Here is a 20,545-nt window from a genome sequence, read left to right as displayed (position 1 = left end):
AATAAGGGCATGGAATATGACGCTTCGCCTCTTTTTCCATAGTGATGACCTCAAGGCCAATGTGGAAGTCCTCGACTGCACGCCCCACGAGAACGAATTCGCCGTTGTGTTGCGCGCCACGCTTTTCCATCCCCAGGGCGGTGGCCAACCCTGTGATACCGGCTGGATCGGCGACAGCCAGGTTCTGCGCGTCGTCCAGGAAGCGGACCGGATCATTCATTTCGTCGATCAACCGGTGCCACTGGGCATGACCCAGATCCGTGTCGATGAAGAACGCAGACGCTTCAACACCCGCATGCACTCTGCCGGGCATTTGATCGGCCACTTCGTCCAGGCCATGGGCTGGATGCCGATCAAGGCCCACCACTGGCCGGACGAGGGCCGGGTTCAATTCAAACCCGGAGATTCGGCCCAGAAAGTCGATGCGCAAACCGTTCAATACGGCATCGGCCAATGGATCGAACACGACCTGCCGCGCCTGACGTCCCTGCGCGAAGGCGCGCGGGAAATCGGTTTCGGTGAACTGCCAGCCTATGGCTGCGGTGGCACCCATGTACGCAGCCTGAAGGATTTGGGCACAGTCACGATCGCGTCCCTTTCGCAGAAGAAAGGCACGTTGTCCGTCCACTACAGCGTGGATTGAGGATTTCGGGCGCTGTCAGATGCAGCGTCCGACGCCGGGGGAACCGCGTTCGCCGGTTCCGTTGACTATTCGATAGATGGACCTGAAACCATGATGCTTGACGTCGAGCGTCTCGATGAGACGTGCATAAAAAAACTGGCCAACGAAGAAGTCCTTGCCATCCGCGTCAAAGGCTTTCTGCCCCAGGCGCAGGCGATCCAGATTGGCGACAAGATCCTCGCCCCCGGCTTCGAGGGCTACATCAACGCGCCCAGTATCGGTCGTATCGGCATGGCGTTCTACGAGGCGGAAAACCAGCCGCTGCTGATCGAGGACTACTTCGAGCGCGCCACCAGCAACATTGCCGAACTGCGCAACCGCTGCGCGCCCTACTCGTCGCCGGTCGACACCCTGCGCTGCATGCTCGACGAATCCTGGCCGGCGGGTGCCCACCTGGAAAACCTCTACGGTCGCAAGATGTACGTCGGCCTGTCCCGGGTGGTGAAACCGGGCGTGTGCTTCCTGGCCCATCACGACATCTTCGCCAAGGACGCCCCGGAAAGTTTTCAGGCCCGCAGCCTCGAGGCGCAGTTCGCCTGCAACGTCTACCTCAACATGCCAACCGAAGGCGGCGCATTGCAGATGTGGGAAGACGACATTTCCCCGGACCGCTTCGACGAAATGCGCGGCGACAGCTACGGCATCGACCCGGCGCTGCTCGGCCCGCCCGCCCTCGAAGTACGCCCGGAACCGGGGGATTTCATCATGTTCAATTCGCGCCGCATGCACTCGGTAACGCCGGGCGTGGCCGATCCGCGCTTGAGCCTTTCGTTTTTTGTCGGCTATCGCGGCAATGCTTCACCCCTGACTTTCTGGAGCTGAAATGACATCGAATTACCTGGGCGAGTTTCTGGCGCTGGCCACCATCCACTTTCTGGCCGTGGTCGCTCCCGGCCCGGACTTCGCCGTGACCATCCGCCAGAGTGTGCGTTTCGGCCGTTTGGTCGGCATCTGCACGGCACTGGGCATCGGCGCGGGGATTTCCGTGCACGTGCTGTACACCCTGCTGGGCGTCGGCGCCTTGATGCACACCACGCCGTGGTTGCTGACCGTCGCCAAAGTGGTCGGCGGTGCTTACATTCTTTATCTGGGCGTCAGCCTGATCCGCAGCAAACCCAAGACGACAATGGAAGGCGAAAAGACCAGTGACGAACCGCTGGTCGAGCAATCGCTGTTCAAGGCGTTTTCCACCGGTTTTCTGACCAACGCCACCAACCCCAAGGCCACTCTGTTTTTCCTTGCAATCTTCACCACGATCATCAGCGCCAGCACGCCGCTGCAAATCCAGGCCCTGTACGGGTTGTGGATGTGCGGGGTGAATGCGTTGTGGTTCGTGATCGTCGCGCTGTTCTTTTCCAGCAGCCAAGTGCGCGTGCTGTTCATGCGCATGGGCCACTGGTTCGAGCGCAGCATGGGGGTGATTCTGATCCTGTTTGCCGGGCGTCTGGTGTTGTCGATGTAAAGCGCGCTTATCGCAGAAGCCCGATCCAGACAGACTGGACGGGCTTTTTCGATTCTGCGCCGCTTTTGCATTTCTGTGCGACGCGTCCCACTTCGGGGGCTCCCCTATCACTCGCTGGTGGTGTTAGTTTGCAAAACCGTCTGACGCTTCGATCAGACACCTCCTACTCACTGCCTGCAAAGGAATGCCCTTAGCAATGGATTTTTCACTCAAGCAACTGGCCGCGTCGACGCTGATTCTGGCCAGCCTTTCGTCCGTCACGCTGCCAGCCCAAGCCAACCTTACCGAGCAGCAGAGCGCGACCATTCTCAAGACCTTCAATGAGGCAAAGGTCAGTGACTTCAGAGCATTTCTCGGTGATCTGGCCAAGAACGACCTGAGCAAGACCGACGATCTGCGCCCGGCCATCAGCGCCTTCCTCGACAACAAGACGCTGACCGCTGAACAGCAAAACGAAATCCATCGCCTGCTCGGCCTCTACACCCGTGTGAAGTACGGCAAAGCCGCCCTGGAAACCCTGCGCGAACTGGTGGAAATCCCGACCTTCCGCAAGGACGGTGTCGATCAGCACGACAACCCCGAATTCATCAAGATCGCCGGCAAGATCAAGGATCTGGCTGAGTCTTTCGGCCTGAACTATCGCAACATCGACAACCGCGTTTACGAAATCTCCCTCGACGGCAGCGGCAAGGATGTCGTCGGCATTCACGCTCACGCCGACGTGGTGCCGGTAACGCCGGAAAACTGGGTGCTGAAGGACGGCACCAAACTTGATCCGTTCAAGGTCACGCTGATCGGCGACCGCATGTACGGCCGCGGCACTGAGGACGACAAGAACGGCATCGTTGTGACGCTGTATGCCATGAAGGTGATCAAGGAAGAGAAGCTGCCACTGGCGCGCAATTTCAAACTGCTGGTGGATACCACCGAAGAAACCACCGGCGACGCGATTCCCTACTACTTCGAACGCAACCCGACGCCGGAGTACAACCTGGCACTGGATGGCGGCTATCCCGTAGTGATTGCGGAAAAAGGCTACGGCACCGTCATGGCCAAATTCGCCAAGCGCAAGGCCGAGGGTAAAGGCGCGGAAATCACCTCGATGACCGGCGGCCTGGCGACCAACCAGATTCCATCGGTTTCGGTCGTCACGCTGGTGACTGACAAACCCGCCGAGCTGGCGGCCAGCCTGCAAAAGGCCGGCGCTGAATACGCCAAGCGCAACGGCGGCGATTTCGAAGTGAACGCCAAGGTCGATGGCAAAGACGTCAAACTCACCGTTACCGGTGTTTCCGCGCACTCGTCCGAGCCAGAATCCGGCGTTAATCCGGTCGCGCGCATGCTCGATTTCATCCATAGCGTGGACGGCAAGATCGTCTTCAAGCACAACCACATCACCGACGCTGCCCACTACGCCGCCGACAACTGGGGCCTGGATTACAAGGGTGGCAAGCTGGGCGTCGGCTTCGCCAATGACTTCATGGGCCCGCTGACCACGTCCCTGACCTATGTCGGCATGGACGACAAAACCTTCAAACTCGCGGTCAACCTGCGCGTGCCGAAGGGCAAGTCGCCGGAAGTGCTCAAGACCGAAATCGCCGACAAACTGGCGGCGTGGAGCAAGAAAAACCATGTCGCGGTGAAATTCGACTATTCGATCGCCGAACCGATGTACCGCAACCCTGAAGGCGAATGGGTCAAGGCGCTGCTGGCCGTGGCCACCGAAAACCTGGGCATGAAACACGAATTCGGCACGTCGGCCGGCGCCACCTCGGTGCATGAACTGCCGAACGGCGTGCAATTCGGCCTGGCGCGACCGGAGGTCAAGTACACCGGTCACACCGATGGCGAATTCAAGACCGTTGACCAGTTCCTGCTGGACCTGCAGATCGTCACCGAAATGATGGGACGCATCGGGCAATTGCCGAAGCTCTGATCGCGTACCGGGCTCGCCACATTGGCGGGCCCACAAAAAAAGGACCGCGAGGTCCTTTTCTATTGCCTGACAAAAACCGCACAAACAAAAACGCCGCTCATCACTGAGCGGCGTTTTTGTGAATTTGGAGCGGGAAACGAGACTCGAACTCGCGACCCCGACCTTGGCAAGGTCGTGCTCTACCAACTGAGCTATTCCCGCAATGGCGTCCCCTAGGGGACTCGAACCCCTGTTACCGCCGTGAAAGGGCGGTGTCCTAGGCCACTAGACGAAGGGGACAGGCTACAACTTTCACTAATAAAAACGCCGCTCTTTGCAAAGCGGCGCTTTTTGAATTTGGAGCGGGAAACGAGACTCGAACTCGCGACCCCGACCTTGGCAAGGTCGTGCTCTACCAACTGAGCTATTCCCGCAAATGGCGTCCCCTAGGGGACTCGAACCCCTGTTACCGCCGTGAAAGGGCGGTGTCCTAGGCCACTAGACGAAGGGGACACGCTACCCGGAACACATGGTGTGTGTTTCGGTGTCCAGATCCGCCTCCGAAGAGTTGGCTCTGGTTTCACTCAGCACCGCCCTGAAGCGTTGCTGTTTAAAATTGGAGCGGGAAACGAGACTCGAACTCGCGACCCCGACCTTGGCAAGGTCGTGCTCTACCAACTGAGCTATTCCCGCATTGGCGTCCCCTAGGGGACTCGAACCCCTGTTACCGCCGTGAAAGGGCGGTGTCCTAGGCCACTAGACGAAGGGGACACACTACAACATTCACTCCCTGCCGCGTTTCGCTGTGTGCTTTACGCTGCAAGTGGCGCGCATTCTATGGATGGATTGAAAGGTCGTCAACCCCCAGATATAAATTTATTTAAATCAATGACTTCGACCTGCTTTACGCACCGTTTCCGGCTTTTGCGTCGCCCGACGATTGACGCCTATATTCCGACACTCGCCAAGGCGTTATAGTCCACGGCACAGGTGATGGCAATCTGCACCCCAAGGGCCAGCATTTATATAAGCCGGTTCCTGGCCGATACAGATTCAGCTTCGCCGATCCAAACCCGTCGAGCGGCGCTAGGCTCCTGTATGCCAAGCCACTACACTCGCACGCGAACCCTATAAAGAGGTCTTACCGGTGACACCACTCATGATCACCCTGCTAGTCATAGCCGGGATCGCAATCTTGATCGCCATTGGCTACATGAACCATGTGGTGGAAAACACCAAACTGGAGAAGGCCCGCACCAAGGTCGAACTCAACGACCGCCTGCGCCGTTGCGGCGAACTGACCGAAACCTTCCCCGGCCAGTTCATGACCCCGGCCCTCAAACTACTGCTGACTCGCCTCGAGCTGAACGTCTGCCAGCGCCTGCTGAACCTGGAAAAGACCAGCGCCACCACCAAGGCCCGCATCACCGAACTCAGCGCCCTGGTCGCCCAGGGCGAATCGATCCCGGTCAACAACCCGCCGGCCCCGATCCAGACCGAAGCAAAAGCCAAGGACGTCCGCTTCCTCCTCGAAGCCCTCCACGGCCAGATCACCCGCGCCGCCCAGGACGGCTTCCTGCCACCGAACGAAGCCAAACACTGGATCCGCGAAGTCCGCCACATCCTCGTATTGCTGCACATCGAGTTCTTCAACAACCTCGGCCAACACGCCCTCCAGCAAAACCAACCCGGCCAGGCCCGCCTCGCCTTCGAACGCGGCGTGCAATACCTGCGCAAACAGCAGGACCCGCAAATCTACGCCGAACAACTCCAATACCTGGAAAAACTCCTGGCCCGCGCCAACGCCCAGGTCATGGACAAAATCGCCCCGGTCGAAGGCGAAGAAAACCAACTGACTGCCGGCCTCAAAGATGTCGAGGCTGATGCGGACTGGAAGAAGAAAGTGATTTACGACTGAGTGCAGTCAAAGAGAGAAGCCACCGGGAGGTGGCTTTTTTATTGCCCCCGAGAAAGATCAAAATCAAAAGCGCCCTCACCCCAGCCCTCTCCCGGAGGGAGAGGGAGCCGACCGAGTTGATTGGGAGAGGTACGCCGACATGAAAGACCGAGTCGCACTCGGGTTTTGAAATGTATGCAACTCAACTCACACTGCTGCACCTGCTGCACCTGCTGCACCTGCTGCACCTGCTGCACCTTGCACCTTCTGCATCCTCTGCTTCTTCTACTCTTGCTTCTGCTTTGGCTTTGGCTTCCCACCACTCAAAACGATGAGCGTTAGCTCGAGTACCGCTTTTGACGTACCGGCCCCTTCGGAAGGCTGAGTGGAGGGATTTATCCGGGGGTGGGAGCGCAGCGACCGTGCGGCGAAGCCGCATGCATCGAGAGGAGGTGCAGCGAAGCAAACCGTAGGCGATGCCCCCGGATGAATCCCGGAACGAAGGAACGCCGAGCCACAGCGAGGGGCCGAACGCCGGGGCCAAGCCTTTTGGTTCCTTTTTGGCGTCTGAAAAAGGGACTCGCCGTAAGGGCGAAACCGCCAGCGGCAGCACCCGAAGCAACGGATATTCACCCCAAACAACCAACAACCTGGTCGGCCTAAAGGCCGCCAAGTCCAAATCAAAGCCGAAAATGCCCAACCATGCCCCTGAGCTCACTCCCCAACTGCGCCAGCTCAACACTCGAAGCCGCATTCCCGCGCATGGCAATCGAAGACTGATCCGCACTCGCCCGAATACTCGTCACACTGCGATTGATCTCCTCGGCCACCGAACTCTGCTCCTCGGCCGCCGCCGCAATCTGCTGGTTCATCTGCTGAATCAACGAAACCGCCGCCGCAATACTCCCCAGCGCGCTTTCGGTCTGCAACGCATCGCTCACCGCCAGTTTCACCAGTTCGCCACTGCTCTGAATCTGCTGCACCGACGAATGCGCCGCCGAACGCAAGGCACTGACCAGCCGCTCGATTTCCTCGGTCGACTGCTGCGTGCGCCGGGCCAGCGCCCGCACCTCATCGGCGACCACCGCAAAGCCCCTGCCCTGCTCGCCCGCCCGCGCCGCTTCGATCGCCGCGTTGAGCGCCAGCAGATTGGTCTGCTCGGCGACACTCTTGATCACTTCCAGCACCGTGCCGATGTTCTGGATTTCCGCACTGAGGCTTTCGATGCTCGAACTGGCCGACGTCGCCGAATCCGCCAGTTGCTCGATCCGCGCCATGCTCTGACGCACCACCTGCTGACCGCTTTCAACCTTGCCATCGGCGGTCTGCGCCGCGAGCGCCGCTTCTTCGGCATTACGCGCCACATCGTGCACGGTGGCGGTCATCTGGTTCATCGCCGTCGCCACCTGTTCGGTTTCCTCTTTCTGGCTGCTGACCTCCAGGTTGGTCTGCTCGGTCACCGCCGACAGCGATTGCGCCGAACTGGCCAACTGTTCGATTCCCGCCTGCAACCCGCTGACAATCGTGCTCAAGCCCGCGCCCATCTGCTGCATGGCCAGCATCAATTGACCGATTTCATCACGGCGGGAGACCTCGATCGTTGCGCTCAAATCACCGGCCGCAATCTGTTGCGCCACGTGAATCACGCTGCGCAACGGTGCAACGATCAACCGGGTAATCACCCACGCCGCAATCAGCCCGACCAGCAATGCCAACGCCGATGAGCCGATGATCAGCACCGAATTCTTTTTCAGTTCGCTCTGCATGGCGCCGTCTTGCGCGACATAGGCCTGTTGGACCCGTGCCACGACTTCGTCGGCCCGTTGGTGCAGCTGTTGATAGACAGTCTTTTCCTGGGCCAGCAACCCGGTGTACTCGGCCAGCTTGTCGCTGAAACCGGCAATGTGCCCGGACACTTCATTGAGCACCGTCAGATAGCCTTCGTCCTTGACCGTGGACTTGAGCTGTTCGGCCTGGGCCTGAGCCTGGGCAGCCTGCTCGATATTGCCCTGACCTGCGCTGTCATCACCCTTGCGGCTTTGATCCAGGCGTACCCGCGCCTCGTTCATCGCCTGCAGCATCAAGCGTGAGACCTGACTGACCTGGCCGGCCTGCTCGATGAATTGCGCCCCGTCCTTGCCCTCGCTGTCTTTCAGGGTGTACGCGCCGTCGTCGGCCAGACCGGCCTGCAACACATCGAGATTGTTGGCAACGCTGGACACCGACCAACTGGCCATCTCCAGTGCCAGGTCCTTGGCCTGGGACAACGAGACGAACTCATCGAACGCCTTGCGGTACGCGCCCAATGACTGTTGGACGTCGTTCATGACCGACTCATTGCCCGGCGACAAAACCTTGAGTTGGTCGGCCATGGCAATCAAGCCGTCGACCCCCTCATGCAAGGCATCGACGGTTTTCGGGTTGCCGTGCAAGGCGTAGTCCTGCTCCAGCAGTCGCACCTTGAGCAGGCCACTGTTGAGCGATGACATCTGCTTGAGGCCGTCGAAGCGCTGACTGATGGTCTGCAGGGACCAGACGCCAATCGCCGCCACCAGTGCAGTCAGCAACAACACCAGCACAAACCCGATACCCAGTTTTTTTGCCATACCGAGGTTGGCAAAACGTCCTTGCACGGCCGAAATCATTGCGCGTAGTCCCCTGCCATAGTCTGTAGCCGAAGATTCGCAACGGCCTTGAACCAGCACAAGTCTCTGGCGTCGGAATAATGGCAAAAAGCTACGCACGCGTCGTTTTCAGAACGTTCGAGGTCGATCCATGGCGGTATCGCGAAAAAACTGCCGTGCCCGCGGATCGCAGGCGTAAGCCACGTTGATCCGCTGCCAGTCGCAGGCTTCGCCACTGGGACTGAACGATGTTGTGCAGGACAACTGCACACCGCATCGCAGAGCATGCCAGCGCAGGCGCGCCTCATCGGCCACTGGCGAACGTGCCCAGATGAACAGGCCGCCCGTGGGCTTGCCGAACACCTCCCAGTCAGCGTCTTCCAGCGTCTGAAGAGCAGCCGCACGATCAGTGGAAAGCCGCTGACGCTGACGCTGTACCAGTTTTCGATAGGCGCCACTGGCCAGCATCCCGGCCAGCACCGCCTCGCAGAACCTCGGGGTCCCCATGCAACTGATCATCTTGACCCGCGCCATCCGCTCGATCAGCTCGCCATCGGCCAGCACGAAACCCACCCGTAGCGAGCTGCTCAGGGTCTTGGAAAAACTGCCGACGTAAATCACCCGTCCCTCGTCATCCAGTGCTGCCAGGCGAGTGCCGCTGCCGTTGTGCAGATCGGCGTATACATCGTCTTCGATCAGTCGCAGATCGTAGATCCTGCTCAACTCCAGGATGCGTCGGGCGACCGCCGGCAGCAGGCAACTGCCCGTGGGATTGTGATGGTGACTGTTGACGAACAGCGCGCTGGGCCGAAACTGTTGCAACAACACCTCGAGCGCCTCGACATCCGGCCCGCCCGCCGTACGGCGAACCTCCAGCATGCGCACGCCGTGCAAGCGCAGGAGATCGAACAGCGGCGCATAACCGGGGGTTTCTACCACGACGCAATCACCGGCCTTGAACAAGGTCCGCACGATCAGGTCGAGTGCGTGGCTGGCGCCGGCGGTGGTCATCACCTGCTCGTCAGTAGCCTTGATATTCAGCAATCCGAGGCGCCTGACAATCTGTTCGCGCAACGCCGGCAGCCCAAGAGGCGTGCTGTAGTTGAACAGGCTGGCCATGTCGGCGCGTGTCACCTCGCGGATCGCATAGCCGAGATCATCGGGCTCGCGCCAACTCTCTGGCAGGACGCCACTCCCCAGCGTCAAACCGCCGCGCCATCGGAGGGCCGGATCGCCCCCGGTGCGCTCCCCCTCACACCCGGAGCCATCGATCGCCTTGCAACAATAGGGCGACGAAGCCGCCACCATGAATCCCGAGCCCTGACGCGAGGCCAGAACCCCTTGCGCCACCAGCCGCTCGCAAGCCTCCATGACGCAGGACTGGCTGAGCAAATTGCACCGTGCGATCTCGCGCACGGAGGGCAGACGCGTCGTCGGCGGCACCTGCCCCTGCATGATCCACTCGGTCAACCCGTCAACAATCTGCTGTACGACCGGCACCATTGCCTGTCGGTCAATTCTCAATTCCATGAGCACGCAAACTCCTGTCCGTTTTTGCTGGCGGCAGTAAATCACAGCCACGCCCTTGAGGCTGTGCGACAAAACCGCCAAAAGCCTCCGTTCTCACCATTTGAAACACATTGTTTAGCGGACTCACGGAACCGCTCCCGAGGCGAAAAAAAACCCGCCAGTGGGCGGGTCATTCTTTGTCTCGGTCGACGCCACTTTAGAAGGCGGTCACGCCGCCATCCACGGCCAGCGAATGGCCGGTGGTAAAAGCCGCACCGTCGCTGCACAGATACAGCACGGCACTGGCAATTTCCTCGACCTTGCCAATGCGCCCGACCGGGTGCATGGCGTTGGCGAATTCACCTTTTTTCGGGTCCGCTTCATAGGCGCGACGGAACATGTCGGTGTCGATCACCGCCGGGCATACCGCGTTGACGCGGATTTTCTTCTTGGCGTATTCGATCGCAGCCGACTTGGTCAGGCCGATCACCGCATGCTTGGAGGCGGCATAGATGCTCATCTTCGGCGCGGCGCCCAATCCAGCCACCGACGCGGTGTTGACGATCGCCCCGCCGCCCTGCGCCAGCAGCAACGGCAACTGATACTTCATACACAGCCAGACGCCCTTGACGTTGACGCCCATGATCGCGTCGAACTCGTCCATCGAGCCTTCGGCCAGTTTGCCTTTCTCGATTTCGATCCCGGCATTGTTGAAGGCGTAGTCGAGACGGCCATAGGTATTGATCACCTCGTCCATCAGATTTTTCACTTCGCTTTCGACGGTCACGTTGCAGCGCACGAAGGTCGCTTCGCCACCGGCTGTACGAATCAGCGCCACGGTGCCCTCGCCCCCGGCCGCATCCAGATCGGCCACCACCACTTTCAGACCTTCGGCGGCGAACGCCTGGGCCGTCGCGCGGCCAATGCCGTTGGCCGCGCCGGTGACGACGGCGACCTGACCGGAAAACGTCATGCTCATTGTTATGTCCTCGAATGCGGGGGGATTGATGAAGGCAGCATAGCCACAGGGGCCTGAGTGACGTCAGCACTATCAAAAGGCCGGTTAGGCTTGCATGAATCGCAGTGATGAAACCCCGCCGGGGACTATCACCGTACTGGATCAACCTGCATTCGCCCCGTGAGCCAACCTTGCGGCATCGCCCATGAAGGTCTATCAACAAGGCTTCATTCAATTCGAGTGCCTGTCATGACCAACCAGACCAATCGCCAGTTCCTGCTCGCCAAACGCCCGGTGGGCGCCGCCACCCGCGAGACCTTCACCTATCAGGAAGTACCGGTCGGCGAGCCGGCGGCGGGGCAGATTCTGGTCAAGAACGAATACCTGTCCCTCGACCCGGCCATGCGCGGCTGGATGAACGAAGGCAAGTCCTACATCCCGCCGGTGGGTCTGGGCGAAGTCATGCGCGCGTTGGGCGTAGGCAAAGTCGTCGCGTCAAACAATCCGGGGTTTGCCGTCGGCGACTACGTCAACGGTGCCATTGGCGTGCAGGATTATTTCCTCGGTGAGCCAAGAGGTTTCTACAAGGTCGGTCCGAAACTGGCACCGCTGCCGGTTTATCTGTCCGCACTGGGCATGACCGGCATGACCGCCTACTTCGCCCTGCTCGATGTCGGCGCACCGAAGGCCGGTGACACCGTGGTGTTGTCCGGTGCAGCGGGCGCGGTCGGCAGCATCGCCGGTCAGATCGCCAAGATCAAAGGCTGCCGGGTGGTCGGCATCGCCGGTGGCGCCGACAAGTGCAAGTTCCTGATCGACGAACTGGGCTTCGACGGCGCCATCGACTACAAGAGCGAAGACGTGCTGGCCGGTCTCAAACGCGAATGCCCGAAAGGCGTGGACGTGTATTTCGACAACGTCGGCGGCGATATACTCGACGCCGTGCTCAGCCGTATCAACCTGAAAGCACGCGTGGTGATCTGCGGCGCGATCAGCCAGTACAACAACAAGGAAGCTGTCAAAGGCCCGGCCAACTACCTGTCGCTGCTGGTCAACCGCGCGCGGATGGAAGGTTTTGTGGTGATGGATTACGCCGCGCGGTACGCCAGCGCCGCCCAGGAAATGGCCGGCTGGATGGCCAAAGGTCAACTCAAGAGCAAGGAAGACATCGTCGAAGGCCTGGAAACCTTTCCGGAAACCTTGGGCAAACTGTTCAGCGGCGAGAACTTCGGCAAGCTGGTGTTGAAGGTCTGAAAACAAAGAAGGGAGCCATCGGGCTCCCTTCTTTGATGCTTCAGCTGTTCGCTCAGGCCAGTTCGGCAACCACCGAGGCCAGCGCCTTGGCCGGATCCGCCGCCTGGCTGATCGGACGGCCGATCACCAGATAGTCGGAACCGGCATCCAGCGCTTGACGCGGGGTCAGGATGCGACGCTGGTCGTCCTGGGCGCTGCCCGCCGGACGAATCCCCGGGGTCACCAGTTGCAGCGATGGATGCGCGGTTTTCAGCGCAGTGGCTTCCAGCGCCGAGCACACCAGACCGTCCATCCCGGCCTTTTCGGCCAGCGCCGCCAGACGCAGCACCTGCTCCTGCGGCTCGATGTCCAGACCGATACCCGCCAGATCCTCGCGCTCCATGCTGGTCAGCACGGTCACGCCGATCAGCAACGGCTGCGGGCCGCTGCGCTTGTCCAGCTCTTCACGGCAGGCCGCCATCATGCGCAGGCCGCCGGAGCAGTGAACGTTGACCATCCACACACCCATCTCGGCAGCAGCCTTGACCGCCATCGCCGTGGTGTTGGGAATGTCGTGGAATTTAAGGTCCAGGAATACTTCAAAACCCTTGTCACGCAGAGTGCCGACGATTTCCGCGGCGCAGCTGGTGAACAGTTCCTTGCCCACTTTGACCCGGCACAGTTTCGGGTCCAACTGGTCGGCCAGCTTCAGTGCGGCGTCACGGGTAGGGAAATCCAGGGCGACGATGATAGGAGTCTGGCAGGCGGACATGGATGGGCTCTCAGGCAAGTCGAAATCGGCGCGCATTGTAGCGGAACCGGCGGCGGCGCGGCACCCGATGATCGGTAAATCGTCGCGCCAACCGTGATCAGCATAGCCTTGCAGGGTATTGTGTCGAACCCGATACACAACCGACACGCCGGCAACATGCGCCCGCGCTAGCCTCGCCAGCCGCAACAAGTCCTTACAGCAGCCCTTCCCGCCTCACGGCCGGACGCCTATGCTGAAACCACAACCTCGCAGCCTATCTTTGTGGTTGGCGGCCTACTGGCAGATGAACAGCCTCATGCACAACTCCCAAGCCTCCGTGAACGACGAGCAGAAAGACGACAAGCGCTGGAGCATCCGCGCCCTGATCGTCGACGATGACGTGCCGATCCGTGAACTGATGATCGATTACCTGGCCCGCTTCAACATTCACGCCAGCGGCGTCACCGACGGCGCGGCCATGCGCCAGGCGATGCAGGCCGAGCATTTCGACGTGATAGTGCTCGACCTGATGCTGCCCGGCGAAGACGGTCTGTCGCTGTGCCGCTGGCTGCGCGCTGAATCCGATATCCCGATCCTGATGCTCACCGCCCGCTGCGAGCCCACCGACCGGATCATCGGCCTGGAACTGGGCGCCGATGACTACATGGCCAAACCGTTCGAACCCCGCGAACTGGTGGCACGGATCCAGACAATTCTGCGTCGGGTGCGCGACGACCGCACCGAACAGCGTGCGAACATTCGCTTCGACAACTGGCGCCTGAACAGCGTCCTGCGCCAGCTCATCGCCGACGATGGCCTGGTGGTGCCGCTGTCCAACGCCGAATTCCGCCTGCTCTGGGTATTCATCGAACGTCCGCGCCGGGTGCTCAGCCGCGAACAGTTGCTGGACGCCGCCCGTGGCCGCTCGATCGAAGCCTTCGACCGCAGCATCGACCTGTTGGTCTCGCGTCTGCGGCAAAAACTCGGCGACGACCCGAAAGCCCCGCAACTGATCAAGACCGTTCGGGGTGAAGGCTACCTGTTCGACGCGCGAGACATCGGCTGATGCGGGCGCGCTTCGACACGCTGTTCGGCCGCCTGTTTGGCATGCTGTTGGTGGCGATCGTCCTGGCGCACCTGCTGGCCTTCGCCTGGTTCCGCCTCTACGGCCCACCGCCCCCGCCACCGCCGCCGGAGTTCTCGCAAAACCTCGACGGTCAACAGCCGGCTCAGGATCCACGCTACCCGCCCCGTCCGCCGCGACCCTGGTTCGGCGGGCCGGTCGTGCCGCTGACCTTCCAGTTCATCTCGCTGATCATCGCCGCCTGGTACGGCGCCAAGCTGCTGACCCGACCGATCCAGCGTCTGAGCGATGCGGCCGAGCGCCTGAGCGAAGACCTCGACAGCCCGCCACTGGACGAAACCGGCCCCCGGGAAGCACGGCAGGCTGCGTACACCTTCAACCTGATGCAGCAGCGCATCCGCGAACAGGTGCAGCAACGGGCGCGGATGCTCGGCGCCGTCTCCCACGACCTGCGCACCCCGCTGTCGCGACTGAAACTGCGTCTGGAAAATATCAGCGACGACAAACTGCAGGGCCAGATGCGCCAGGATCTGGACGACATGATCGGCATGCTCGACGCCACCCTCACCTACCTGCACGAACAGCGCACCAGCGAGGCCTTGCAGTTGATGGACGTGCAGGCGCTGGTCGAATCACTGTGCGAAAACGCCCAGGATCAAGGCGCCGACGTACAGGTCAGCGGCCACTGCGCCCCCTTGCAGGTACAACCGATGGCCCTGCGCTCGTGCATCAACAACCTGATGGACAACGCCCTGCGCTACGCCGGCCAAGCGCACATCGAACTGCAAGACCAGCGCGAACAACTGCTGATCCGCGTCATCGACCACGGCCCGGGCATCGCGGCGGACAAGCGTGAAGCGGTATTCGAGCCGTTCTTCCGCCTCGAGGGCTCACGCAACCGCAACTCCGGCGGCGTCGGCCTGGGCATGACCATCGCCCGGGAAGCCGCACAACGCCAGGGCGGACAACTGACCCTGGCAGAAACACCCGGCGGCGGCCTGACCGCCGTGATCCAGCTGCCCCGCCACTTAGCCTGACTGTGTACCGACCGGTACAAACTTCACATACCCACGACACCTTGCGACTGGAGGCTGCATAAGCCGGTACACCCACCGGTTTTCCAGTCCAAGGAGTGAGCCCGATGATCGGTAGTGTCAGCAACTACACGAGCTATACCAGCAGCACCTCCACCCAAAACGCCCGCAGCCAGCAATTGCAAAAGGAACTGTTCGCCAAGCTCGACAGCAACGGCGACGGCGCGGTGGACCAGGACGAACTGGGCAGTGCCCTGTCACAAAAGTCCAATGACGGCCTGCTGGTCAGCCTGAGCAAACAATTCGGCGATCTGGACAGCGACGCCAGCGGCAGCCTCAGCGCCGAAGAAATGACCGCCATGGCCCCGCCCCCACCGCCCCAAGGCGACCAAGCCCCCAACACCGAACTCGCCGACGCCCTGATCAGCGCCCTGGACGCCGACGGCGACGGCGCCATCAGCAGCGACGAACTGAGCAACGGCCTGACCAGCGCCGGCAGCACCGCCGACAGCAGCAAAATCTTCTCGGCCCTGGACAAAAACGAAGACGGCGTCGTCAGCCAGGACGAACTCGCCGCCAGCCTCACCCCACCGCCACCCCCGCCGCCTCAAGCCTCCAGCGACGAACTCTTCAGCCAACTCGATGCCGACGGCGACGGCACGGTTACCGCCACCGAACTGAACAGCGCGTTGCAGGTCAGCGACAGCACCTCCTCGAACAACACCGACACCGCCGCCGCTCTGCTCAAGGTGCTGGACAGCGACAGCAGCGGAGGCGTCAGCAGCGACGAACTGAAAGCTGCACTGCATGCAGGTCGCGAACGCCCGGACGACGAACAGACCGCCAGCAATACTCAAACCACCACCGAAGCGCTGAACCGCATGATTGCCAATCTGAGCAAGCAGTACTCGCTCGAAAGCACTGCGTCGGTGGGCAAGTATTTGAATGTGGCGACTTGAGATGGGGTGAGGATTTGAGGGACGACTGAGGTTGGCTGGGTGAGTGGTTTGCTTTGGCTTTGCGGTGTGTCATCAAAGCTGCCCTCACCCTAGCCCTCTCCCAGAGGGAGAGGGGACCGATCGAGGTGTTTTAAGCGAACTACACCGACGTGAAATACCGAAGTGAACTCAGGTTTTCAAAAACATATACAACCCCACTCCTGATTTGGCTTTGGCTTTGGCTTTGGCTTTGGCTTTGGCTTTGGCTTTCGCTTTGGCTTCCCACCACTCAACACAATGAGCGTTAGCTCGAGTACCGCTTTTGACGTACCGGCCCCATCGGCAGGCTGAGTGAAGGGATTTATCCGGGGGTGGGAGCGCAGCGACCGTGCGGCGCAGCCGCATGCATCGAGAGGAGGTGCAGCGAAGCAAACCGTAGGCGATGCCCCCGGATGAATCCCGGAACGAAGGAACGCCGAGCCTCAGCGAGGCGCCGAACGCAGGGGCCAAGACCTTTTGGTTCCTTTTGGGGCGTTTGCCAAAAGGGACTCGCCGTAAGGGCGAAACCGTCACCCGCAGCACCCGAAGAAACGGATATGTACACAGTCAACCCAAAACCTGGTCGGCCCAAAGGCCGCCAAGTCCAAAGCCTCAAACCCGAGCCTGACTCTTACTCCAATCCGTCAACAAACTATAAGCAACAGCCAAAAGCGTAGGCCCGATAAACAACCCGATAAACCCAAACGCAATCAACCCGCCAAACACCCCAAGCAACACAATCACCAACGGCAGATTCCCGCCCCGGCTGATCAGATACGGCTTGAGCACGTTATCCACGCCACTGATGATGAACGTCCCCCAGATCCCGAGAAACACCGCCATCCCGTACTCGCCCTTCCAGGCCAGCCATGCCGTGGCCGGAATCCACACCAGCGGTGGCCCCATCGGAATCAGACTGAGCAGAAACGTCACGATCCCCAGCACCAGCGCCCCCGGCACGCCGGCAATCAGGAACCCGATCAGCGCCAGCACCGCTTGCGCCGCCGCTGTACCAATCACCCCGTTGACCACCCGTTGCACGGTACCGGCCACCAGATCGATGTAGTACCCGGCCCGATCACCGATCAAGCGCTCCAGCAGACTGTGCACGAATGCCGCCAGCCGCGGCCCGTCGCGGTAGAAAAAGAACACGAAGACAATGCTCAGGGTCAGCTCGAGAATCCCGCTGCCGATCTGCGCACTGCGCGCCAGCAGCCAGTTGCCGACCTGCCCCAGATAGGGTTTGACCGTCACCATCAGCGCCGCGCCCTGCTGATCGATGCTGTTCCAGATCCCCACCAGCCGTTCGCCCACCAAAGGCACGCCACCCAGCCAGCTCGGCGCCTCGGGCAGCCCGTCGACCTGCACATCCTTGATGAACGCCGTAGCGTCACGTACGTGATCGGCCAGGTTAAAGCCGAGCCACACCAGCGGCCCCGCTACCAGCAACATCCAGCCCATGGTCAGAACCAGGGCCGCCAGGGATTCCCGGCCATTGAGCCAGCGGGTCAGCAAGCGCATCAGCGGCCAACTGGCAAACGCCAGCACCGCGCCCCAGAACAGCGCCGACCAGAACGGCGCCATCACCCAGAAACTGGCACCAAACAGCACCAGCAACAGGATCTGCACCAACAGACGATCATTATTGGGCATGTGAAATCTCGAAAAAAATCAGTCAGGCAAAGAGTAGGCGAACACGTCGAGCGTGTCCGCCAAAGACACCTTATCGCAACAGATCGATGCGCAGACCTTCGCCGTCGACACTGCCGGTTTCCATTCGCGCGGCGCGCACGCCCTGCCCGATCAGCGCCTGCCGCCAGGCCTCGGCCTTGGGCCCGGACACCGTCACCCGCAAGGTGGTGTCGAGGTTCAAACCACGGGACAGCAAGCGCAGCCAGGTGTCATCCGGGTCGCCGGCGAGCTTGGGAAAGTCCAGTTCGCCGGTGCTTTTCAGTTCCCGCAGCAGCGTGGCCGAAGTCGGCAGCAGGTCACCCAGCGGGGCCAGCGCCTCGAACTGTTCAACGTGCAGATAGGCTTTGCGATTGCCGCGGGTGATGCTGTACAGCGCCACCAGCGTGTTGTCGCGCGGGGCCGCGAGCCTCAGCAGCAGATAGGCCTGCTGCTCGTCGGCACCGTACAGCTTGGCGTTGCCGAACACCTCATTGGCCCACAGGCTGCTCTCGCCGCAATCCCGGGCCTGGCACCAGAACAACAGCTGGGCATCCTGCTTTTGCAGGGCTTCGCGGGCAAGGGTAAAGGCTTCGGTGGCGGAATGTTCCGGCGGTAATTCATAGGTCACCGAGGTGGTTTGCCCCCGGGCGCTGACCTGCCCGTCGAAACGCAACTGGCCGCTGATCTTGCGGATCGAGCCGAGCGGGTAGATCCGCTCCAGCTCCACGGCGGGGCGATAGTCGACGATCTGCGCATCGGCCACACGCGGCACGATCGGCAGGTCCTGACTGCCCGGCAGGTCGGCAGCGAATAGAAAGGGACTGAAACAGCACAGCGCCAGCAGACTGATAGATCGCATGGACAGGCTCATCGCAGGGGCATGGCCTGGGTGCCTTGAGGGCAGTTCGAAGTCGCAGCGGTGTAGAAATCCATCTTGGTTGTCTCCCATTTCAACCCGCCCAGCCTCGACAGTTGCCGGGAGCAAGTCAAGGAATGGCGAAGAACCGATTGAAACAGTCTGCGACAAGCTCGGCCCCGGCCTCATCGTTCAGGTGCAGATGGTGCCCGCCCGGCAGCTGTTCCCGGGCAAAGGGTAGACGTTCCAGCAGCTCGGGATGTTTGGCCAGCATGCCGTCGGCGGCGACCACCAACTGCGCGGGGCAGGCAATGCGCTGCACGAACGCCATCGCCTGTTCCTGGGTCAGACGCAGCGGCGACGGCAACGTCAGACGATTGTCAGTGCGCCAGGTGTAACCACCGGGCACCGGCATCAGACCGCGTTGCGCCAGCAGTTCGGCGGCTTCGCGACTGACCGCCACCAGCCCTTTCATCCGCGCTTCGATCGCCCGGTCGAGGGTGTTGTAGACCGGTTTGCGCTTTTCCCGAAGATCGAGCTGCGCCTGTAAGGCCATGCCCATGCGCTCGGCGGCATTTTCGCCTTTGTCGGTAGGAGGAATCACTCCGTCGATCAACGCCAGATGGGTGATGCGTTCGGGCAACGAGCCGGCCAGCACCAGCGAAACAATGGCGCCCATGGAATGCCCGAGCAGGCCGAAACGTTTCCAGCCCAGTTGCTCGGCGACCTGCAGCACGTCATGGGCGTAGTCCCACAGTGCGTAACCGGCGCCGTTCGGCCGGTGCCCGGAATGCCCGTGACCGGCCATGTCCAGCGCCACGATGCGCAAGCCTTTGAGCTTCGGCGCCAGGCGCGCGAAGCTGTTGGCGTTATCCAGCCAGCCGTGCAGGGCGATCACCGGCAACCCGTCTTCCGGGCCGAACAGGTGGGCCGCCAGTTCGATATGCGGCAGGCTCAGGCGCACTTCTTCAACGGCGGGGTTCATGCGCAATCCTTGTCTTGCCGGCGCTCCCAGCGATTGAACAGGTTTTTCAGTAATTGTGCGGTGTCCTGCGGACGCTCAAGCGGAAACATGTGGCCGCCAGGCACGGTCAGCGACTCACCCTGAGGCAGGCGTCCGACAAATCGGGTGTGGTGGTTCATCACCACGCGGCTCTTGTGTCCACGTACCACCGCCAGCGGCACTTTCAATTGCCGGGTATGCGCAGGACTGGTGTGCGGCACGCCGCGATAGATGCTGATCTCGGTCGCGGGATCGAAGCGCAGACGCAGCTTGTCACCGACCTTGTGCAGACCGTGTTGCAGATAGGCATCGAAACATTCCGGATCAAAGCTGCGGAACAATGTCTTGCCGGCGAAATAACCACGGGCACTGTCCAGATCGGCAAACTCTTCGCGGCGCCCCAGCGTGCGGCCGGCCGGGGTCAGTTTGTCGATGAAACCAAAGCGCTTGGCGGCGCGGATCACCCATTGATCGGTGCGGGTCAGCACCGGTGAATCGAGCATCACCACGCCCCGATACAGTTCAGGGCAACGCAGTGCGGCGTGCAAATGCAGCATGCCGCCGAAGGAATGGCCCACGCCCCACACCGGCTCGTCTTGCTGTTGAAGATGATGGATGAGTTCATCGACCAGGTGATACCAGTTGTCACCCGCCGGAAAACGCGGGTCATGGGCATGTTGTTCCAGATGCGCGACCCGGTACTCGGGCGCCAGCGCCGCGAACAGTTTGCCGTAGGTGCCCGAAGGGAAACCGTTGGCGTGGGCGAAGAAGATCGGTTGCGACATACCGGCAAATCCATGAGCGGAAAACAGGCGTTGATTGTCCGTAAGACCGTGTCCTACGGCAATGACCGTAACTGCCAGGAATGATGACAGTCCGGTCAGGGCTA

17 protein-coding genes, 6 tRNA genes and 1 pseudogene are annotated in these 20,545 nt (G+C 61.1%); 9 read left to right on the top strand and 15 right to left on the bottom strand.

From position 1 onward, the window contains the following. Nucleotides 1-16 precede the first annotated feature (16 nt). The 4 genes from ACM6JM_RS15110 (at nucleotide 17) to ACM6JM_RS15095 (ending at nucleotide 4,080) form a co-directional block, all read left to right on the top strand. Nucleotides 17-643 carry an alanyl-tRNA editing protein gene (locus tag ACM6JM_RS15110; RefSeq protein WP_414882134.1) on the top strand — a complete coding sequence of 209 codons (627 nt, stop codon included), beginning with the start codon at nucleotides 17-19 and terminating at the stop codon, nucleotides 641-643. Nucleotides 644-733: 90 nt separating this feature from the next. Continuing rightward, nucleotides 734-1,504, top strand: a complete 771-nt coding sequence (locus tag ACM6JM_RS15105; RefSeq protein ID WP_007952184.1) for a 2OG-Fe(II) oxygenase — start codon at nucleotides 734-736, stop codon at nucleotides 1,502-1,504. A gap of 1 nt (nucleotide 1,505) precedes the next feature. Continuing rightward, entirely contained in the window at nucleotides 1,506-2,144 is a 639-nt protein-coding gene (locus tag ACM6JM_RS15100) for a LysE family translocator (protein WP_414882133.1), read from the top strand. 196 nt (nucleotides 2,145-2,340) lie between these two features. Continuing rightward, complete coding sequence (locus ACM6JM_RS15095) at nucleotides 2,341-4,080, top strand: dipeptidase (protein ID WP_414882132.1); 1,740 nt, start codon at nucleotides 2,341-2,343, stop codon at nucleotides 4,078-4,080. A gap of 125 nt (nucleotides 4,081-4,205) precedes the next feature. Here the strand turns inward: ACM6JM_RS15095 and ACM6JM_RS15090 are convergent. The 6 genes from ACM6JM_RS15090 to ACM6JM_RS15065 all read right to left on the bottom strand — a co-directional run bounded on the left by ACM6JM_RS15090 (nucleotide 4,206) and on the right by ACM6JM_RS15065 (nucleotide 4,830). After that, nucleotides 4,206-4,281 (bottom strand) — tRNA-Gly (locus tag ACM6JM_RS15090). Nucleotides 4,282-4,283: 2 nt separating this feature from the next. Then, nucleotides 4,284-4,359, bottom strand: a tRNA-Glu gene (locus ACM6JM_RS15085). A gap of 58 nt (nucleotides 4,360-4,417) precedes the next feature. Then, nucleotides 4,418-4,493 (bottom strand) — tRNA-Gly (locus ACM6JM_RS15080). A 3-nt stretch (nucleotides 4,494-4,496) separates the two neighbouring features. Beyond that, nucleotides 4,497-4,572: transfer RNA gene (locus ACM6JM_RS15075), tRNA-Glu, on the bottom strand. A gap of 104 nt (nucleotides 4,573-4,676) precedes the next feature. Further along, a tRNA-Gly gene (locus ACM6JM_RS15070) sits at nucleotides 4,677-4,752 on the bottom strand. A 2-nt stretch (nucleotides 4,753-4,754) separates the two neighbouring features. Continuing rightward, nucleotides 4,755-4,830: transfer RNA gene (locus tag ACM6JM_RS15065), tRNA-Glu, on the bottom strand. A 388-nt stretch (nucleotides 4,831-5,218) separates the two neighbouring features. Between ACM6JM_RS15065 and ACM6JM_RS15060 the strand changes: the two genes are divergently transcribed. Next, nucleotides 5,219-5,977, top strand: coding sequence for a hypothetical protein (locus ACM6JM_RS15060; protein WP_011335462.1), 759 nt, complete (start codon nucleotides 5,219-5,221; stop codon nucleotides 5,975-5,977). Between the two features lie 659 nt (nucleotides 5,978-6,636). Here ACM6JM_RS15060 and ACM6JM_RS15055 read toward each other — a convergent pair. The 4 genes and pseudogenes from ACM6JM_RS15055 to ACM6JM_RS15040 all read right to left on the bottom strand — a co-directional run bounded on the left by ACM6JM_RS15055 (nucleotide 6,637) and on the right by ACM6JM_RS15040 (nucleotide 11,068). Further along, a complete protein-coding gene (locus tag ACM6JM_RS15055; RefSeq protein WP_371855248.1) occupies nucleotides 6,637-7,500 on the bottom strand; it encodes a methyl-accepting chemotaxis protein in 864 nt (287 codons plus the stop codon). Further along, a pseudogene (locus ACM6JM_RS15050) lies at nucleotides 7,498-7,722 on the bottom strand (HAMP domain-containing protein); the annotation flags it as partial. The gene ACM6JM_RS15055 and the pseudogene ACM6JM_RS15050, both read right to left, overlap by 3 nt. Before the next feature lie 987 nt (nucleotides 7,723-8,709). After that, nucleotides 8,710-10,110 carry a PLP-dependent aminotransferase family protein gene (locus ACM6JM_RS15045; RefSeq protein WP_414882131.1) on the bottom strand — a complete coding sequence of 467 codons (1,401 nt, stop codon included), beginning with the start codon at nucleotides 10,108-10,110 and terminating at the stop codon, nucleotides 8,710-8,712. Nucleotides 10,111-10,306: 196 nt separating this feature from the next. Further along, nucleotides 10,307-11,068 (bottom strand): SDR family oxidoreductase, encoded by a 762-nt coding sequence (locus ACM6JM_RS15040; RefSeq protein ID WP_007917441.1) that lies wholly within the window; start codon nucleotides 11,066-11,068, stop codon nucleotides 10,307-10,309. A 228-nt stretch (nucleotides 11,069-11,296) separates the two neighbouring features. On the opposite strand from ACM6JM_RS15040, the gene ACM6JM_RS15035 reads away from it, so the two are divergent. Further along, nucleotides 11,297-12,301, top strand: coding sequence for an NADP-dependent oxidoreductase (locus ACM6JM_RS15035; RefSeq protein WP_414882130.1), 1,005 nt, complete (start codon nucleotides 11,297-11,299; stop codon nucleotides 12,299-12,301). A gap of 52 nt (nucleotides 12,302-12,353) precedes the next feature. Here the strand turns inward: ACM6JM_RS15035 and pyrF are convergent, their stop codons facing one another. Then, complete coding sequence (pyrF, locus tag ACM6JM_RS15030; RefSeq protein ID WP_007960372.1) at nucleotides 12,354-13,052, bottom strand: orotidine-5'-phosphate decarboxylase; 699 nt, start codon at nucleotides 13,050-13,052, stop codon at nucleotides 12,354-12,356. Nucleotides 13,053-13,347: 295 nt separating this feature from the next. On the opposite strand from pyrF, the gene ACM6JM_RS15025 reads away from it, so the two are divergent. The 3 genes from ACM6JM_RS15025 (at nucleotide 13,348) to xopAW (ending at nucleotide 16,108) form a co-directional block, all read left to right on the top strand. Beyond that, the gene (locus ACM6JM_RS15025) at nucleotides 13,348-14,097 is read left to right on the top strand and encodes a response regulator (RefSeq protein ID WP_074688516.1); all 750 of its coding nucleotides are present in this window, start codon (nucleotides 13,348-13,350) and stop codon (nucleotides 14,095-14,097) included. Further along, nucleotides 14,097-15,152, top strand: coding sequence for a sensor histidine kinase (locus ACM6JM_RS15020; protein WP_414882129.1), 1,056 nt, complete (start codon nucleotides 14,097-14,099; stop codon nucleotides 15,150-15,152). The genes ACM6JM_RS15025 and ACM6JM_RS15020 overlap by 1 nt, the downstream gene beginning before the upstream one ends. A 104-nt stretch (nucleotides 15,153-15,256) precedes the next feature. Then, nucleotides 15,257-16,108, top strand: coding sequence for a XopAW family type III secretion system calcium-binding effector (gene xopAW, locus ACM6JM_RS15015; protein WP_414882128.1), 852 nt, complete (start codon nucleotides 15,257-15,259; stop codon nucleotides 16,106-16,108). Nucleotides 16,109-16,738: 630 nt separating this feature from the next. On the opposite strand, the gene ACM6JM_RS15010 is transcribed toward xopAW, so the two are convergent. The 4 genes from ACM6JM_RS15010 to ACM6JM_RS14995 form a co-directional block, all read right to left on the bottom strand. After that, nucleotides 16,739-17,779 (bottom strand): AI-2E family transporter, encoded by a 1,041-nt coding sequence (locus ACM6JM_RS15010; RefSeq protein ID WP_039772850.1) that lies wholly within the window; start codon nucleotides 17,777-17,779, stop codon nucleotides 16,739-16,741. Between the two features lie 70 nt (nucleotides 17,780-17,849). Next, nucleotides 17,850-18,656 carry a DUF4892 domain-containing protein gene (locus ACM6JM_RS15005; RefSeq protein WP_007957816.1) on the bottom strand — a complete coding sequence of 269 codons (807 nt, stop codon included), beginning with the start codon at nucleotides 18,654-18,656 and terminating at the stop codon, nucleotides 17,850-17,852. A 127-nt stretch (nucleotides 18,657-18,783) separates the two neighbouring features. Continuing rightward, the gene (locus ACM6JM_RS15000; RefSeq protein ID WP_074688149.1) at nucleotides 18,784-19,638 is read right to left on the bottom strand and encodes an alpha/beta hydrolase; all 855 of its coding nucleotides are present in this window, start codon (nucleotides 19,636-19,638) and stop codon (nucleotides 18,784-18,786) included. After that, nucleotides 19,635-20,441, bottom strand: coding sequence for an alpha/beta fold hydrolase (locus tag ACM6JM_RS14995; protein ID WP_039772855.1), 807 nt, complete (start codon nucleotides 20,439-20,441; stop codon nucleotides 19,635-19,637). The genes ACM6JM_RS15000 and ACM6JM_RS14995 overlap by 4 nt, the downstream gene beginning before the upstream one ends. Nucleotides 20,442-20,545 lie beyond the last annotated feature (104 nt).

Origin of the sequence: Pseudomonas sp. IT-P2 (assembly GCF_949767575.1) — a bacterium.
Classification (GTDB): domain Bacteria; phylum Pseudomonadota; class Gammaproteobacteria; order Pseudomonadales; family Pseudomonadaceae; genus Aquipseudomonas; species Aquipseudomonas pharyngis.
This window is presented reverse-complemented; position numbering and strand designations above follow the sequence as displayed.

Coding starts and splice junctions, on each gene's coding strand:
- ACM6JM_RS15100 (WP_414882133.1), top strand. CDS start 1,506: ATGACATCGAATTACCTGGGCGAGTTTCTGGCGCTGGCCACCATCCAC.
- ACM6JM_RS15000 (WP_074688149.1), bottom strand. CDS start 19,638: ATGAACCCCGCCGTTGAAGAAGTGCGCCTGAGCCTGCCGCATATCGAA.
- ACM6JM_RS15010 (WP_039772850.1), bottom strand. CDS start 17,779: ATGCCCAATAATGATCGTCTGTTGGTGCAGATCCTGTTGCTGGTGCTG.
- ACM6JM_RS15025 (WP_074688516.1), top strand. CDS start 13,348: ATGCACAACTCCCAAGCCTCCGTGAACGACGAGCAGAAAGACGACAAG.
- ACM6JM_RS15035 (WP_414882130.1), top strand. CDS start 11,297: ATGACCAACCAGACCAATCGCCAGTTCCTGCTCGCCAAACGCCCGGTG.
- ACM6JM_RS15110 (WP_414882134.1), top strand. CDS start 17: ATGACGCTTCGCCTCTTTTTCCATAGTGATGACCTCAAGGCCAATGTG.
- xopAW (WP_414882128.1), top strand. CDS start 15,257: ATGATCGGTAGTGTCAGCAACTACACGAGCTATACCAGCAGCACCTCC.
- ACM6JM_RS15055 (WP_371855248.1), bottom strand. CDS start 7,500: ATGGGCGCGGGCTTGAGCACGATTGTCAGCGGGTTGCAGGCGGGAATC.
- ACM6JM_RS15040 (WP_007917441.1), bottom strand. CDS start 11,068: ATGAGCATGACGTTTTCCGGTCAGGTCGCCGTCGTCACCGGCGCGGCC.
- ACM6JM_RS14995 (WP_039772855.1), bottom strand. CDS start 20,441: ATGTCGCAACCGATCTTCTTCGCCCACGCCAACGGTTTCCCTTCGGGC.
- ACM6JM_RS15060 (WP_011335462.1), top strand. CDS start 5,219: ATGATCACCCTGCTAGTCATAGCCGGGATCGCAATCTTGATCGCCATT.
- ACM6JM_RS15045 (WP_414882131.1), bottom strand. CDS start 10,110: ATGGAATTGAGAATTGACCGACAGGCAATGGTGCCGGTCGTACAGCAG.
- ACM6JM_RS15095 (WP_414882132.1), top strand. CDS start 2,341: ATGGATTTTTCACTCAAGCAACTGGCCGCGTCGACGCTGATTCTGGCC.
- ACM6JM_RS15005 (WP_007957816.1), bottom strand. CDS start 18,656: ATGCGATCTATCAGTCTGCTGGCGCTGTGCTGTTTCAGTCCCTTTCTA.
- ACM6JM_RS15105 (WP_007952184.1), top strand. CDS start 734: ATGATGCTTGACGTCGAGCGTCTCGATGAGACGTGCATAAAAAAACTG.
- ACM6JM_RS15020 (WP_414882129.1), top strand. CDS start 14,097: ATGCGGGCGCGCTTCGACACGCTGTTCGGCCGCCTGTTTGGCATGCTG.
- pyrF (WP_007960372.1), bottom strand. CDS start 13,052: ATGTCCGCCTGCCAGACTCCTATCATCGTCGCCCTGGATTTCCCTACC.